Origin of the sequence: Lysobacter sp. GCM10012299, assembly GCF_042649405.1 — a bacterium.
Taxonomy (GTDB): Bacteria; Pseudomonadota; Gammaproteobacteria; order Xanthomonadales; family Xanthomonadaceae; genus Lysobacter_J.
In genome coordinates, this window is sequence record NZ_JBHRZC010000003.1 from 16,723 (window position 1) to 33,256 (window position 16,534).

At 66.8% G+C, this 16,534-nt stretch carries 8 protein-coding genes; 1 reads left to right on the plus strand and 7 read right to left on the minus strand.

Annotated features, from left to right (window positions below):
• Positions 1 to 72 precede the first annotated feature (72 nt).
• The 5 genes from ACFOPO_RS08220 to ACFOPO_RS08240 form a co-directional block, all read right to left on the minus strand.
• Entirely contained in the window at positions 73 to 1,077 is a 1,005-nt protein-coding gene (locus ACFOPO_RS08220) for a CorA family divalent cation transporter (protein ID WP_386702712.1), read from the minus strand.
• A gap of 5 nt (positions 1,078 to 1,082) precedes the next feature.
• On the minus strand, positions 1,083 to 1,724 hold the full coding sequence (locus tag ACFOPO_RS08225) for a DUF4142 domain-containing protein (RefSeq protein WP_386702713.1): 642 nt from the start codon (positions 1,722 to 1,724) through the stop codon (positions 1,083 to 1,085).
• 148 nt (positions 1,725 to 1,872) lie between these two features.
• Positions 1,873 to 3,819 (minus strand): response regulator, encoded by a 1,947-nt coding sequence (locus tag ACFOPO_RS08230; protein WP_386702714.1) that lies wholly within the window; start codon positions 3,817 to 3,819, stop codon positions 1,873 to 1,875.
• A gap of 73 nt (positions 3,820 to 3,892) precedes the next feature.
• The gene (locus tag ACFOPO_RS08235) at positions 3,893 to 4,588 is read right to left on the minus strand and encodes a M23 family metallopeptidase (RefSeq protein WP_386703274.1); all 696 of its coding nucleotides are present in this window, start codon (positions 4,586 to 4,588) and stop codon (positions 3,893 to 3,895) included.
• Between the two features lie 39 nt (positions 4,589 to 4,627).
• On the minus strand, positions 4,628 to 5,611 hold the full coding sequence (locus tag ACFOPO_RS08240; RefSeq protein ID WP_386702715.1) for a L,D-transpeptidase family protein: 984 nt from the start codon (positions 5,609 to 5,611) through the stop codon (positions 4,628 to 4,630).
• Between the two features lie 221 nt (positions 5,612 to 5,832).
• Here ACFOPO_RS08240 and ACFOPO_RS08245 point away from each other — a divergent pair, with 221 nt between their 5' ends.
• Positions 5,833 to 14,547: a GH36-type glycosyl hydrolase domain-containing protein gene (locus tag ACFOPO_RS08245; protein ID WP_386702716.1), complete on the plus strand. Its 8,715-nt coding sequence runs from the start codon at positions 5,833 to 5,835 to the stop codon at positions 14,545 to 14,547.
• 18 nt (positions 14,548 to 14,565) lie between these two features.
• Here the strand turns inward: ACFOPO_RS08245 and ACFOPO_RS08250 are convergent, their stop codons facing one another.
• Together ACFOPO_RS08250 and ACFOPO_RS08255 are read right to left on the minus strand one after the other, a co-directional pair.
• On the minus strand, positions 14,566 to 15,087 hold the full coding sequence (locus tag ACFOPO_RS08250; RefSeq protein WP_386702717.1) for a hemerythrin domain-containing protein: 522 nt from the start codon (positions 15,085 to 15,087) through the stop codon (positions 14,566 to 14,568).
• Between the two features lie 273 nt (positions 15,088 to 15,360).
• Positions 15,361 to 16,524, minus strand: a complete 1,164-nt coding sequence (locus ACFOPO_RS08255) for a zinc-dependent alcohol dehydrogenase (protein WP_386702718.1) — start codon at positions 16,522 to 16,524, stop codon at positions 15,361 to 15,363.
• Positions 16,525 to 16,534: the final 10 nt, after the last annotated feature.

Consider the following 16,534-nt stretch of genomic DNA (forward strand, 5'->3'; position numbering starts at 1 on the left):
TGAACAGAACGAGATCAGCATGCCCCCCCGACATGGAGCGGAATGTCTTGCATCACTGGACTCGGCAGCTGCCTAGATCCACTCACGCCACTTGGCAATGACAACGCCCGCCGCCGCCAGGGCCAGCATGAGTGCAATCGCGACCAGCAGACCCGTCATGCCGGTCTTGAAGATGGGCGCCTCGAAGTTCATGCCCAGCACGCCGGCTATCACCGCCAGCACGCCGATCAGCACGGTCACGAACGTCAGCCCGCGAACGACGTCGTTGGTGCGCAATGCCGTCTGGTTGCTGAAGAGCTCGAAGCTGCCGATGACAATCTCGCGCGTGCCTTCGACCGCATCCCACGCGCGATGGTAATGCCCATCCAGGGTCCGGTAGTGCTCGTTGGATTCTTCCCCTGCGGACGGCAGGAAATCCGGGCGCGCCATGGCGGAGAAGACGCCGCGATGCGCGGACAGCATGCGGCGCAGGCGTGATGCGGCCTTGCGCAATTCACGCAGCGAGTGCAGGCAGTCGCGATGCCGACCGTCGAGGATTCCGGTTTCCAGACGTTCGTCGGCCGCTTCGAAGTCCGAGACCGCCTCGAAGTAGGAGCCCAGGTGCCAGTCCAGCAGCGAAGCGACGAAGCTCTGTGCGCTGAGCACGCCGATCTCGGAGTTTCCGGCCTCGCGCTGCTGCAACTCCCGGATGAAGTCGATCGGCTCGGGGTGCACGCTGACCACGTAGTTGCGACCGGCGACGATCGACAGCACCGTTCCGGAGAACCTGAGCTGCCCGTCGTTGCGCGCAGCCACCACCGTGACCAGGAATGTGTCCCCGAACATCCTCAGCTGCGGGGTGGTGCCCGACAACATTCCGGCAAGCCCGTCGGGCCATTTCAACTGCTGCGCGACCCGAGGAAGATCGCGCATCTGCTGGCCCGCCAGATCAATCCAGAGCAGTTGATCGTCCGAAATGTTGTCGAGCGAAACCGCCTCCAGCGCGACGTCCCTGTCGTCGCCATTCAAGTCGAACAGCCGGCCAGCCAGCGGGCCTTCTGCCGGGCTGCTCGAATCGGTGCTCGCAGGGGCCTCCACGCTGCTCAGCCCTGCTTTGCCACGATGGCCTTTGCACGTTCCAGGTGATTGGCCACGTGTGCCCGGGTCTGGGTCAGGTGGGTCTTGGCCTGCTCGCTCTGGGCCATCGGCAACAGGCTGGAATCGATGGTCGCCAACGCCTTCTCATGTCCGGTCACCATCGCCTGCATGTAGGCCTTGGCGTAGTCGGCGCCATTCTTCTGAGCCAGCGTCTGCAGTTCCTGCTGGCCATCGGCCTTCATCTTCGCGACGTCGGGCGTGTCCACGGGCTGCACCATCTGCAGCGTCTTCGCCTGGTTGTCCCCATGCTCCTTTTCCATCAGCGCGGCGTACTCGGCCACTGCACCGGTCACGCCTTTGCCAACCGCCTGCTTCGCCGCATCGATCTCATGCTGGTTGATGGCGGCGAGCATGCTCAGGGCCTGTGTGTCGCCATTGGGCGCATTGGCATCAGTGGCGGGAGCCGGCACGGCGGTTTCCGGCGTCGACGTGGCGGCGGTAGGCACGGTGTCCTGGGTCTTTGCTGCCGCGGCATCCGTGTCCGGCGCTTCACCCACCGTGGAATTGCCATCGGTCTGCCTGCGGTCGCAGGCGGCGAGCATGACGACCGCCACCATTGCGCCGAGGATCAACAGCTTCTTCGTCATCACTCCAGCTCCGGTTGTTTTGCGCGGAGCGTCGGCTCATGGTGATGATGCCGCCGTGACGCGGCAACGCTGCGTTCAGCTGGGCGGGTATTGCACACGCTGCGTTCACTGGACCGGGATCAGCGCCACCCTTGGCGACACGAATTACTCAGCCCGTCGCCTGCGAATCAAGCGTGGAGCGCGTCGCCGATGCCTCCAGTGACGCCAGCAACCTGACGAGCTGGGAAATCGCGATCGGCTTTACCAGATGATGGTCAAAGCCCGCGGCAAATGCCCGCTCGCGGTCGGCGGGCTGCCCCCAGCCGGTCAAGGCGATAAGTGGAACCTGCACCCCCCGCCCCCTGAGTGCACGGGCAACGTCGTAGCCGGTCATGCCAGGCATGCCGATGTCGAGGATCACGACATCCGGATCCAGGCTTGCGAACTGCTCCAGCGCGTCAGGGCCGTTGTCGAAGACATGCACCTCGGCGCCAGACAGTCGCAACACCTCGGCAAGGCTGTCGCCGGCGTCGATGTCGTCGTCGACCAGCAGCAGGCGCAGGTCGAGGCGGACAGCGGCATCCCGGCCCGCGCCGGCCAGCGGCCCCTCGGCGTTGCCGGGCAGGGGCAAGCGAAGGGTGAAGACACTTCCCTTGCCCGCACCACCGCTGGTTCCGTCCAGCGAGCCACCGTGCAGCGCCGCCAGGCGGCGGGACAACGCCAGGCCGATACCCAGTCCATCAAGGTGTGAAGTCCTGGCCCGTCCTCCGCGCGTGAACATCTCGAACAGGTGCGGGATTTCCGAAGGCTCCATGCCCATGCCGGCATCGCTGACAGAGAGCAGGAGCACGCCATCCTCGACGACGCCGCGCAGCACGATGTCAGTGCCAGGCTCCGAGTACTTCCCGGCATTGTTCAGCAGGTTGGTCAGGATCTGCGCCAGGCGGACGCGGTCGCCCTGCAGCACCGGTGAAGGCTCCGGCAGTTCGATGGACAGCCGATGGCGACCGGCGTCGATTTCCGGTCGCACGGCCTCGACGGCGTTTTCCACCACCGTCCTGAGCTCGACCGTCTCCGACTGCAACGACACGTTACCGCGGGTAATGCGTGACACGTCCATCAGATCGTCGACCAGCCGCACCAGATGGTCGACCTGCCGCTCCAGGACCGCGTGGATATGGTCGTGCGGACTGTCGGCGCTGGTGGTATGGCGCAGTATCTGGATTCCGTTGCGCAGCGGCGCGAGCGGATTGCGCAGCTCGTGCGACAGCGTCGCCAGGAACTCGTCCTTGGCGCGATCGGCCTGCGCCAGGCGGTCCGCGTGTTCCCGCACGATCTGCTCGGCCGCCTGGCGGTCGGTGACATCACGGGTGGTTCCCGCCACCGCAACCACGTCGCCAGCCGCATTCAGAACCGGGGCGAAGATGTAGTCGTAGATGCGACGGCCGTTGGTGCCGGTGAACGGAATCTCGCCGCGAATCGGCGCCTTGGTGGCGATCACCTGCGCCAGTTCGCGATCGTGCATGTCCGCGTGCCACTGCTCGTAGCCCAGCTCCATCCACACCTTGCCGCGCACGTCCTCGACGCCCCAGACCTTGCGGAGGGAGTCGTTGGCGTAGATGGCGCGATGGTCGGTGCCGAATACGTAGACGAAATCGGGCGTGTTGTTCAGCGCGGTTTCGTAGATGAGGCGCTGATGCTCGGACTGGGCAGACAGGCGGTCGTGGTCGTGTGCGGCACGGAGCTCGACCTGGTGGAGGATGTATTCCACCTCGCCCGCGTCATTCAGGACCGGGCTGTTGATCGATTCCCGGTAGCGCTCGACCAACTGGCCGGTGGCGGGATCCACGACGTCGAGTCGCTGCGCGTGGTGATCCGTGGCCCGGGTGTGGATCACGCGCTCGAAAGACGCCGTCAGCGCGGCCACGCTTGCTGGCGTATGCGGGGACTGCGGGAACAACTCGAAGAAGGGGCGACCGACGGTATTGCCCGGGTCTGCCGAGATGGATCGCAGTTGCCGGGTCATGGCGACCACCGGAAATCCGGGGACTGCCCGCAGCAAAGCCGAGTCGCCCTGCAGGCTCTCGAAAATGCGGTTCAGATCGCGCGGATCCATGGGGGGCGGAAGAAGTCGTCGGCTGCTTAGGCTACATCAGCTGCGCGCCCCTCAGGACGGCCCGTACCCCCACCTATTGCGCCCCCCTCAGGACCGGGTACGGATTGATCGCCGTGCCCTTCCACCACTGCCGTTCCGGGCCGAGCTCGAATATGGCGAAATGCAGGTGCGGCGCGGACGGGTCGGCGTTGCCGGTGCTGCCGACGTATCCGACCACGTCACCGCGTCGGATCGCCGCATGCTCGCGCAGCCCGTCGGCGTACCGGTCCAGGTGCGCGTAGTAGTACGCGTAGCGGCCGCTGGGTTCGAACTGGTAGATGGTCAGGCCACCGGGGACGCTGGTGAACAGCTTCTCGACCGTCCCATCGGCCACCGCGAGCACCGGGGTCCCGCGGGGCGCCATGATGTCGATGGCCTCGTGTACGCGACCGGCCGCGCGAGCGTCGCTGAACGTGTCATGGAGTTCTGCGGCCGTGACTCCCTGCACGGGAACCAGGAGCCCGGTGCCGGCGTAGCTGGTCGCGACCGGCGGGGTCGCAACCGGCGTGGTAGCCGTCGGTCGAGGGTCCGTGCGGGTTGTCACCGCGGCGGATGAATCGGCTTTCGCTGGCGGCGACGCCGGTGCCTGGGCGCCGCTCGACGCTGGCGCCATGACCGTGGCGGCCGGAACCGGCGAAGGATCCACGGAGGCCGCTTGCGAAGGCCTGTCGTGCCAGTACCGGTACAGGCCCACATTCGCACCCGCCAGCACGACGAGCAGGAACACCAGAAAGCTTCGCGACATCTGCAGCTCCATGGTATCGGTGCGTCACTGCTGCAACAGGGCCGGGGTGCCTGGCGCCACCGCGTTTGCCAGCGTAGCGGCATTCCAGTTCGTCATGCGGATGCAACCGTGCGATTCGGTCTTTCCCACCATGCCGGGCTCCGGCGTGCCGTGAATGCCGTAGTGGTCCTTGCTGAGGTCGATCCACACCACGCCGACCGGGTTGTTCGGGCCGGGCGCGATCTTTGCGCCCTTGTGCCCCGGCTCGGCGTCCCAGAACAGTTTCGGGTTGTACTGGAAGTGCGGATCGCGGGCGACGCCCTTGATCGTCCACTTGCCGATCGGCAACGGATCGTGCTCGCTGCCCGTGGATGCGGGATAGCGCGCGTACACATGCCCCTGCGCGTCCCTGAGCATGACCGACGCATCGGACTTGTCGACGATCACCGAGGCGGCCTTCGCCGGCTCGGCCGCCTGCACGTTCGGCACCCACAGTGTCGTCCCTTCGCGCGTGAGATCCGCGCCGGGATTGAGCGCCTCAAGCAGCGCCGGGCTGGCGTGGAAGCGCTCGCCCAATGCTTCGGCGAGCGAGGCGAAACCGAGTTGCGGCAGCGCCGCCTTGGCCATCATGTCGTCCGGCAGGGCGGTGTAGGGACCGGCGATGTCCTGCGCGGTGAGGCGGTATTCCACCAGCACCGGCGCGGCATCCGTGTTGAGCGCCTGCCACGTGGCTTCATCCAGCGAGCCACTCGCGTCCAGGTTGCGGCTGCGCTGGAACGCCGCGATCGCGCGTTCGGTGTTGCTGCCCCAGCGCCCGTCGATCTCGCCCGGACCGAACTGCATCCGATCCAGCAGGATCTGCGCGCGGAGCCGCGCGGGCGCGTTGGCGTCGTCCTTGAGGTCGCCCTGGATCGCAGATGCCTCGAGCGCGCGCATCAGCGCTGGTGCATCCGCTGGAGCGCCTTGGGCAAGGGAGAGCACAGGAACGATGAGCGCAGCCAGCGCCGCGGATTGCAGTATCGATTTCATGGAAAGCCAGGCAGTGGGACCTGGCCTGCATGCTGCTTGCCGGGTTCTGCCTGTGATGTGAATGCGACGCGCCCAGACTGTCCGACAGCTGAAGCTCCACGCGTCACGGCCCCATCACGCCAGGCGCAAGCACGCAGGACTGACTGGGGTTTTCACGTGCGGGTGCCCACCCGGATGCAAGGATGAACGCCTTGGCCGTCCCTTGGCCCACAGGTTTACCGATGCCACAGATCTGGAGGATGTTCAGCCGCTGGCTTCGCCTGCGCCGACGTTTGTGGCGCTGGCGCCGCGCCGCGACCAAGCGGACGCTGCAAGCCGAAGAACCGCTGCGCTCACAGCTGTTCAACGCCGAGCAGATGGAACTGCACGGCCGCGCCCTGGCCGGTAGCCACCGCATACGTTCGCGCCCCGGGCCCGAGCGCCTGCTCGACCGGCTCGAGGAGAACGAGGGCCTGCTCGATGACGCCTGCGCCATGCTCACGCAGATGGTGCAGGTCAACATGCGCATCACCCCCGCCGGTGAGTGGCTGCTCGACAACTACTACCTGGTGGAGGAACAGATCCACACGGCCAGGCGGCATCTGCCGAAGGGCTACAGCCGTGAACTGCCGTCGCTGAGCAACGGCTACTCGGCCGGCCTGCCGCGCGTGTACGACCTGTCCTTGGAAGCCATCGCACACGGCGATGGCCGCATCGATGGCGAAACCCTCAGCCGCTTCGTCGCCGCCTACCAGTCGATCACGCCGCTGAAGCTGGGCGAACTGTGGGCGATCCCGATCATGCTGAGGCTGGCGCTGATCGACAACCTCAGGCGCATGGCGGTACGGGTGATGCGCGACGGGCTGGACCATCGGCTGGCCAGTGAATGGGCCGATCAGCTCAATACCACCGCGGCCGAAAACCCCAAGAACGTGGTGCTCGTGCTGGCCGACATGGCCCGCTCGGAGCCGCCGCTGACGGGCGCGTTCGTCTCGGAGTTGACGCGCGGATTGCAGGGTCGCGGTGCGGTGTTCTCGATGCCGATGACCTGGCTGGACCAGTGGGCCGCCGACAGCGGCCACAGCATCGAGGAACTGGTGCACCTGGAAAGCCAGCAGCAGGCCGCCGACCAGGTGTCGATCAGCAACAGCATCGGCAGCCTTCGCTTCCTGGCCAACATGGACTGGCGCGAGTTCGTCGAGAACATGAGCGTGGTCGAACGCAGCCTGCGCGAGGACCCGGCCGGCACCTACTCGCTGATGGACTTCAACACGCGCGACAGCTACCGCCACGTGGTGGAGAAGGTCGCCCGGCTCAGCGGCGTCGCCGAGCAGGAAGTCGCCGACATCGTGCTGCAGCTGGCGCAGGCGGAAGCGCATGCCACCCCCGCCACCGACAGCAAGGCGCACGTCGGCTACTACCTGATCGACGATGGCGTGGCGCAGACGCGGACCGCGGTGGGCGAGTCCGCCCGCGCGCGCCGGCCCGTGCGCCTGCCGCCGCGTCGCACACCGCTACCGGTCTACCTGTTGCCGATCGCCACGATCGCCGCGTTGTTCGCCTGGGGATTGCTGTCCGAAGCGGACGGCATCGCGCGACACGGTGTGCCGACCTCGCTGCTGGTCGTGCTCGCCGTGGTCGCCTTCAGCGAGATGGGCATCGCCCTGGTCAACTGGGCCGCCACCGTGCTGGTGACGCCGCGACTGCTGCCGCGCATGGATTTCTCCAAGGGCATCCCGGCCGAATCACGCACGCTCGTGGTGGTGCCCAGCATGCTGGGCAGCGCCGATGGCGTGGACAGCCTGGTGGAAGGGCTGGAAGTGCGCTTCCTGGCCAATCGCGATCGACATCTCCATTTTGCGTTGCTGACCGACTTCCTGGATGCGGACCAGCAGACGCTGCCGGCCGATGAGGACCTGCTGGAGCGGGCAGCGCAGCAGATCGAACTGCTCAATCATCGTTACGCGCCGGAAAGCGGCGACCGCTTTTTCCTCTTCCACCGTCCGCGCCAGTGGAATCCGCGCGAAGGCCGCTGGATGGGCTACGAGCGCAAGCGCGGCAAGCTGGCGGCACTGAACCGGCTGCTGCGCGGTTCCGGCCGGGAGGAGTTCCTGCGGGTGGCCGGGGAAACCGATGTCCTGGGCAATGTGCGCTACGTCATCACTCTGGACACCGACACCCGCCTGCCGCGCGATGCCGCGCGCGAGTTCGTCGGCACGCTGTCGCATCCGCTGAACCGCGCACGCTTCGATCCGCGCAAGCGCCGCGTCGTTCACGGCTACGGCATCCTCCAGCCAAGCGTCGGCACCAGCCTGAGCGGGCGCCGCAGCACGCGGTATGCGCGCATGTTCGGCAGCGAACCGGGCATCGACCCGTACACGCGCACGGTCTCGGACGTGTACCAGGACCTGTTCGGCGAAGGCTCGTTCGTCGGCAAGGGCATCTACGACGTGGATGCGTTCGAAGCCGCATTGGCTGACCGCTTCCCCGACAACCGCATCCTCAGCCACGACCTGCTCGAAGGTTGCTACGCCCGCGCCGGGCTGGTCAGCGACGTGCGCCTGTACGAGGACTACCCGTCGCGCTACGCCGCCGACGTGAAGCGGCGCTACCGCTGGATTCGCGGCGACTGGCAGCTGCTGCCGTGGTTGCTGCCTTGGGTGCCGCGCGCGCGTGGTGGCTATGAACGCAATCCGCTGTCGTGGCTGTCGCGCGGCAAGCTGCTCGACAACCTGCGCCGCAGCCTGGTGCCGGTGGCGGCCACGGCGCTGTTTCTGATCGGCTGGCTGTATTCGTCCCATCCGCTGGAATGGACGGCGTGGTTGCTGTGCCTGTGGCTGCTGCCGGTACTGGTGCCGGCGCTGCGCGACGTCTTCGTCGTCCCGGTCGACATGCCGCTGGAAGCGCACCTGCTGCGGATCGGCACGTCCACGCTGCGCCAGTTGCAGCGCGCCGCGGTCAACCTGGCCTGCCTGCCCCACGAAGCCTTCCTGAACCTGGGCGCGATCTCGCGCACGCTGTGGCGGCTGCTCATCAGCCGCAGGAACCTGCTGCAATGGAACCCGTCCAGCGAAGTGGAGCGCAACCTCGGCAGCGGCATGGGTGCCGAGTTGCGCGGCATGGCCATCGCGCCTTTGTTCGCCACCGCCGCAGCCGGGCTGGTCGCCTGGCTGCAGCCGATGTCGCTGTGGGTGGCGGCGCCCGTGCTGGCGATGTGGTTCCTGTCGCCTGTCGTCATGGCCTGGCTGGGCCATCCGCCGGCACTACGCGACGCAGAACTTTCCAGCTCGCAGCGTGCCTTCCTGGGGCGGCTGGCGCGCCGTACCTGGGCATTCTTCGAAACCTACGTCCGCGCCGAGGATCACTGGCTGCCGCCGGACAACGTGCAGGAACACCCTGCCCTCGTCGTGGCGAGACGGACATCCCCGACCAACATCGGTTTGTCGCTGCTGGGCAACCTGTCGGCCTACGACCTGGGATACCTGCAAACCGGCGGCGTGATGGAACGCACGCGGCTGGTGTTCGCCACGCTGGACACGTTGCCGCGCCACCGCGGGCACTTCTACAACTGGTACGACACCGAGACCCTGCAACCGCTGCCACCGCGTTACATCTCCACGGTCGACAGCGGCAACCTGGCCGGCCACCTGCTGACGTTGCGGCAGGGACTGCTGGCATTGCTGGATGCCCCCGTGCTGGCACCCTGCACGTTCGACGGCATGGCCGACACACTGGGCGTGCTCGAGGAAACCGCCGAGACGCTTGGTCGCGACGATGCACTGGCGAAGGCGCTGGCGAGCTTCCGCACGACGCTGGATGCGGCACGCGCACATGTGCCGACGGTCGCTGACGCCGACCGGTTGCTGACGCAATTGACGGCGCAAGCGGCCGGCATCGCGAGCGCTTGGCCGGCCCTTGGCGAGGACGTGCACGCACCGGACTGGCCCGGCCTGCTGGCCGAAGCCTGCCTGTCCGCTCAGGCGGAACTGCGATTCTTCTTCCCCGAACTGGCAGCGCAGGAAACCTCCGCCAGTGCCGCGGAAGCGCAGGCCATCCCCACGCTTCGGCAGCTGCAGGCTCGCCCTGCCGGTGCACCGGGGCAGGCGCGCGCACGCGAACGCGTTCATCAACTCGAGCGCCTCGCGCACGTCGCCGGCCAGTTCTCGCTGATGGAGTACGAGTTCCTCTACGACCGCTCCAGGCACCTGCTGTCCATCGGCTACAACCTCGACGAGCACAGGCTCGATGCCGGCTACTACGACCTGCTGGCGTCGGAGGCGCGGCTGTGCAGCTTCGTGGCGATCGCCCAGGGCCAGCTGCCGCAGGAAACCTGGTTCGCCCTCGGTCGGCTGCTGACCGAGGTCAATGGCGATGCCACGCTGCTGTCGTGGAGCGGCTCGATGTTCGAGTACCTCATGCCGCAGCTGGTGATGCCGAGCTACCGCGACACCCTGATCGACCAGACCTCGCGCCATGCCGTCGATGCGCAGATCACCCACGGCGAGCAGCGCGGCGTGCCGTGGGGCGTGTCGGAGTCCGGCTACAACACCGTCGATGCACGCATGAACTACCAGTACCGTGCGTTCGGCGTGCCTGGCCTTGGGCTCAAGCGCGGCCTGGGTCAGGACCTGGTGATCGCGCCCTACGCCAGCATGATGGCGCTGATGGTCGCGCCCGAGGCGGCGTGCCAGAACCTGCAGCGGTTGGCGGCGCAGGGGTTCGGCGGCCACTTCGGCCTGTACGAGGCGATCGACTTCACCCCGTCACGCGTGCCGCATGGTCAGCAGTACGTGGTGGTGCGGTCGTTCATGGCCCACCACCAGGGCATGGGCCTGCTGTCGCTGGATTACCTGTTGCGCGACCAGCCGATGCAACAGCGCTTCGTCGCCGATGCCGAGTTCCAGGCCACGCTGTTGCTGCTGCAGGAGCGCATCCCGCATACCGGCGTGTTCCACCCGCACGAGGCCGAAACGGTCGGCGCCGCGCGCGCGACAGCCGGCGAGACGGAAACCCAGCTGCGCGTCTTCCGCAATGCCAGTACCGCGCGCCCGGCGGTGCAACTGCTGTCCAACGGCCGCTACCACGGCATGCTCACCAGTGCGGGCGGCGGCTACAGCCGGCACCGCGACATGGCGGTCACCCGTTGGCGCGAAGACGGCACCCGCGATCACTGGGGCAATTTCTGCTACCTGCGCGATGTCGAAAGCGGCGAGTTCTGGTCCACCGCGATGCAGCCGACCGCCGTTGCGGTCGAGCAGTACGAGGCCATCTTCTCCGATGCGAAAGCCGAGTTCCGAGGCCGCAAGCGCGGCTACGAAAGCCATCTGGAAATCGCCATTTCGGCCGAGGACGACATCGAACTGCGCCGCCTGCGCCTGACCAACCGCAGCCGGCGCACGCGCACGATCGAGATCACCACCTATGCCGAAGTCGTGCTGGCGCCGGCGATCTCCGACGAGCTGCATCCGGCCTTCAGCAACCTGTTCGTGCAGTCGGAAATCGTCCGCCAGAAGCAGGCGCTGTTGTGCACGCGGCGGGCGCGCGCCCACGACGAAGTGCCGCCGTGGATGTTCCACCTGGTCGCCGTGCATGACGCCGACATCAGTGCGATCTCCTACGAAACCGACCGCGCGCGCTTCCTCGGTCGTGGCAACACCCCCCGTAACCCCCGTGCGCTCGCGGACGACGAAGCACTTTCGGACACCGACGGCTCGGTGCTGGATCCGATCGTGGCGATTCGCTGCCGGATCGAACTGGCGCCGGAACAGACCGCGATGATCGACATGGTCTACGGCGTGGGTGTCGACCGTGGCGCCTGCGAGCAACTGGTCGACAAGTACCGCGACCGACGCCTCGCCGATCGCGTGTTCGACCTGGCCTGGACCCACAGCCAGGTGGTCAGGCGCCAGATCAACGCGTCGCAGGCCGACGCGCAGCTGTACGAGCGCCTCGCCGGACTGATCGTCTACGCCCACCCGCTGCTGCGCGCCGATGCAGACGTGCTGCTGCAGAACCAGCGCGGCCAATCCGGCCTGTGGGGGCATGCCATCTCCGGCGACCTGCCCATCGTCCTGCTGCAGATCGCCGACTCCGACAACATCGAGCTGGTCCGGCAGATGGTGCAGGCCCATGCCTACTGGCGCTTGAAGGGCCTGCGCGCGGACCTGGTGATCTGGAACGAGAGCCAGGCCGGCTACCGGCAGCAGCTGCAGGACCAGATCCTGGGCATGGTCTCGGCCGATCCGGAAGCCAACGTGCTCGATCGCCCCGGCGGCATCTTCGTGCGTCCCGCGGCCCAGATGTCGCAGGAGGACCGCATCCTGCTGCAGTCGGTGGCGCGGGTGATCATCAGCGACCAGAAGGGAACGCTTGCCGCGCAGATCGGCCGCCACGTGCCGCCCGAGCGGATCATCCCCGCCCTGCTCCCGGATGGCCCGCCGGAAATGCAGCCCCAGCTGCCCGGGCTGGAACCGCCGACCGGACTGCCGCCGCCCGCAACCGCCCGCGAGGTGGACGACGCCTGGCCTTTCGACGCGGTCGCAAGCGAGCTGATCTTCGACAACGGCACCGGTGCCTTCTCCGTCGACGGCCGCGAGTACGTGATCGTCTCCCGCGAAGGCGCGCCCACGCCGGCGCCGTGGTCGAACGTGATGGCCAACGACAAGCTCGGCACCGTCGTCAGCGAAAGCTCGCCGGGCTACACCTGGTTCGAGAATGCGCACGAGTTCCGGCTGACGCCGTGGCACAACGATCCGGTGTCCGACAGTGGCGGCGAAGCGTTCTACCTGCGCGATGAGGAAACCGGCCACGTCTGGTCGCCCATGCCGTTGCCGCGGCGCGGGCGCGGCGCTTACCGCACCCGCCATGGCTTCGGATACAGCGTCTACGAGCACGTCGAGGACGGCATCGCCAGCGAGCTGTGGGTGTACGTGGACACGGAGGAGGCGGTGAAGTTCTCGGTGCTGAAGCTTCGCAACCTGTCCGGCCGCGCGCGCAGGCTGGCGGCATTCGGCTACGTGGAATGGGTGCTGGGCGACCTGCGTTCGAAGTCGCAGATGCACGTGGTCAGCGAACTGCATGCCGGCAGCGGCCTGCTGACGGCGCGCAACCCGTACAACACCGAGTTCGGCGGCCGCGTCGCGTTCTTCGACACCGACGCCAATGGCTGCAGCTACACCGCCGATCGCACCGAGTTCCTCGGCCGCAACGGCAACCTCGCTGACCCGGCTGCACTGCGACGCGAGCGGCTTTCGGGTCGGCTGGGCGTGGGCCTGGATCCGTGCGCCGCCATCCAGGTGCCGCTGGCACTGGCCGAAGGCGAAGAGCGCGAGACCGTGTTCCGGCTGGGCATCGGCAAGGACCATGGTGAAGCGTTGCAGGTCGCCGCCAAGGTGCGGGGCGTGCAGCGCGCGCACGATGCGCTCGATGCCCTGCGCATCCACTGGCGTCGACTGCTGTCGACCGTGCAGGTGAAGACGCCCGACGCCAGCGTCGACGCACTGGCCAATGGCTGGCTGCTGTACCAGACGCTGGCCTGCCGCTATGTCGCGCGCAGCGGCTATTACCAGTCTGGCGGCGCATTCGGTTTCCGTGACCAGCTGCAGGACACCATGGCGACCGTGCACGCCGACCCTGCGCTGACGCGCGAACACCTGCTGCTGTGCGCCGCGCACCAGTTCCCGCAGGGCGATGTGCTGCACTGGTGGCATCCGCCGCAGGGGCGCGGCGTGCGCACGCGCTGCTCGGATGACTACCTGTGGCTGCCGCTGGCCGCCTGCCGCTACCTGGAGGTTACCGGGGACGCCAGTGTGTTGGACGAGAACGTGCGCTTCATCGACGGCCGTCCGGTGAACCCCGACGAGGAGTCCTATTACGACATGCCGGTGGTGTCGTACCTGCAGCAGTCGTTCTACGAGCATTGCGTGCTGGCGCTGCGGCGCGGTTGCAGCCTGCTGGGCGAACGCGGCCTGCCACTGATCGGAACCGGCGACTGGAACGACGGCATGAACCGTGTCGGCGAGGCCGGACGCGGCGAAAGCGTGTGGCTGGGGTTCTTCCTGTTTGATGGCCTGCAGCGCTTCGCCGAGGTCGCCAGCGGGCGCGGCGACGAGACCTTCGCGAACTGGTGCCGCGAGCAGGCGCAGCAACTGCGCGTGAACCTGGAAACCCACGCCTGGGACGGCCAGTGGTACCGCCGCGCCTGGTTCGACGACGGCACGCCGCTGGGCTCCACGGAAAGCGACGAATGCCGGATCGACTCGATCTCGCAAAGCTGGTCGGTGCTGTCCGGCGCGGCCGATCCCGAACGCGCGCGCCAGGCCCTCGCCTCGCTGGACCGCCATCTGGTGCGGCGTGACGCGGGCCTGATCCAGCTGCTGGATCCGCCGTTCGACAAGACCGCGAAGGATCCGGGTTACATCCGCGGTTACGTGCCGGGCGTACGCGAGAACGGCGGGCAGTACACGCACGCCGCGGTGTGGGCCGCGATGGCGTTCGCCCACCAGGGCGACACGACGCGCGCGTGGGAGCTTGCGAGCATGATCAACCCCATCCACCACGCCCGCGACGCCGAGGAGGCGGCCCGTTACAAGGTCGAACCTTACGTGCTGGCCGCCGACGTGTACGCGGTGCCGCCGCATGTGGGCCGCGGTGGCTGGACCTGGTACACGGGTTCGGCGGGCTGGATGTACCGGCTGCTGACCGAATCACTGCTCGGCCTGCAGCGCACCGGCGACGTGATGACCCTGCGCCCGTGCCTGCCGGCCGACTGGCCGGAGTACCAGCTGCAGTACCGCCATGGCACCAGCCTCTACCTTATCGAGGTGATCCAGCGCGATTCAGGGGCGGCGACGCTGACGCTGGATGGCGTTGAACAGGCAGGGTTCGAATTCCCCCTGGTCGACGACGGCAGTCTCCACCGCGTCGAAGCGCATTGGCCGAGGGCTGCGGGCCCGTAGGCCCGGGCCCGCCCGGCCTCACTGCATCACAGACTTCACGACACCCTTGACGCCGGCCTTGGTCTTCTCCATCGCCACCAGGGCGCTGGCGGCGTCGGACTGCTTCCAGTCTTCGTACTGCTCATCGAACTGCGCAAGTTCGGCGGCGGAGAACATCTCCCGCGCCATCTTGAACATGGTCTTTTCTTCTTCCTTGGCATGGTGGTCCACGAACTCGCCAAAGACCTTGGTCCGACCCGCGAACTCCGGGGTGCCCGCATCGGCGGCGTGCACTTCCGGCATCACCGAGTTCTCGACGGCGTGGTGCTCCGAAATCGCCTCGGCAAGCGTCTGCAGGCCTTCGCGGTCTGCCCGCTCCTTGAACGCCGGATAGAACACCTTCTCTTCCCACTTGGCGTGCGGAATCAGGGCTTCCTCGATCTTCTCCAGCAGGCCCTCGCGCTTCTTGACGCCGCGGTCGGTGGTCTCTTTCAGTTCGGCGAACAGTCCACGCAGTTCATCGTGTTCGGTCTTGAGGGTCTTGAGAATGTCACGTGCCATGTCGAGTCAACCATTTGTAGGAGACCCACCATTGCAGTGGCCGGGTGCACAGGGTGTGTAAGTCTGAACCAGTCACATGCTGCTCACGACCGGGACCGGATCCTTGCGCTCCGGAGTATCCGGGGAGCGTGCTGGTGGTTTATTTCCTGTTTCTGATTGCCGCGGTTCTGCCTTTTGCCCGCGTCCTTGCGCGTCGCGCCCGTTCGCGGCAACGCCAGCTACGGGCGTATCGACAACATCAATGGTTGCCGACGCGTCAGCGTACCTAGGGCTTCAGGGCGTCAACACGACCTTTCGACACTCTTCCTTTTTCTCGTCGAAGATCTTGTAGCCCTGCGCAGCATCGGCCAGCGCCATGCGATGACTGATGATCGCATGCGGTTCCAGCTCGCCCTTCTGGATATGCTCGAGCAACACCGGCATATGGTGTTGCACATGCGTTTGTCCCATGCGGAACGCCAGGCCCTTGTCGAATGCGTCTCCGAACAGGAAGCCATGGATGAAGCCTGCGTACACGCCAGGCACGCTGACGACACCGCCACGCCGCGTCGCGCCGATGGCCATGCGCAGTGCACTGCCGCTGCTGCCCTCCAGTTTCAACGTGGTGAGGGCCGTATCGACGGTACTACCCTTGGCCTCGAAGCCAACCGCCTCGATGGTTGCGTCGACGCCACGATTGTCCATTGCGCCGACGATATAGGCTGCGGGGTCGTCCTCTTCCTCCAGGTTGATGGGTTCAACCCCATAGGTGGCTGCGGCAAACGCGAGCCGGTAAGCGTGCCGGTCGACCATGAAGATGCGCTCGACGCCAAGCAATCGCGCACTGGCGGCCGCCATCATCCCGACAGGCCCACCGCCGAGAATGGCGAGGGATGATCCGGGTCCCACTTCGGCGTTGAGCACGGCCTGGTAGCCAGTGGGCAGGATGTCCGAAAGGAACAGCACCTGCTCGTCGCTCAAACCTTCGGGCAGTTTCAATGGCCCCACGTTGGCCTTGGGTACGCGCACCAGCTCCGCCTGCCCGCCGGCGTAGCCGCCGTACAGATGGGTGTAGCCGAACATGCCGGCGCCGGATCGCACGTCCTTCTTGTTGATGATCGCGCCGCGGCCCGGGTTGGTGGTCTCGCAGGCCGAATACAACTTGCGGCTGCAGAAGAAGCAATCCCCGCACGAAATCGTGAAGGGGACGACCACGCGATCGCCCCGACGCAGCTTGCTGACGCCCTGCCCCGCATCCTCGACGATGCCCATGAACTCGTGGCCGAGGATGTCGCCGTCTTCGAGTCCGGGGACCTTGCCGCGGTACAGATGCAGGTCGGAGCCACAGATGGCGGTGGCGGTGACACGCAGGATGATGTCGTCGTTCTCCACCAGCACCGGGTCTGGAACCGTCTCCACCCGGACGTCGTGCTTGCCGTGATATGTCAGCGCCTTCATTTGCATGCAT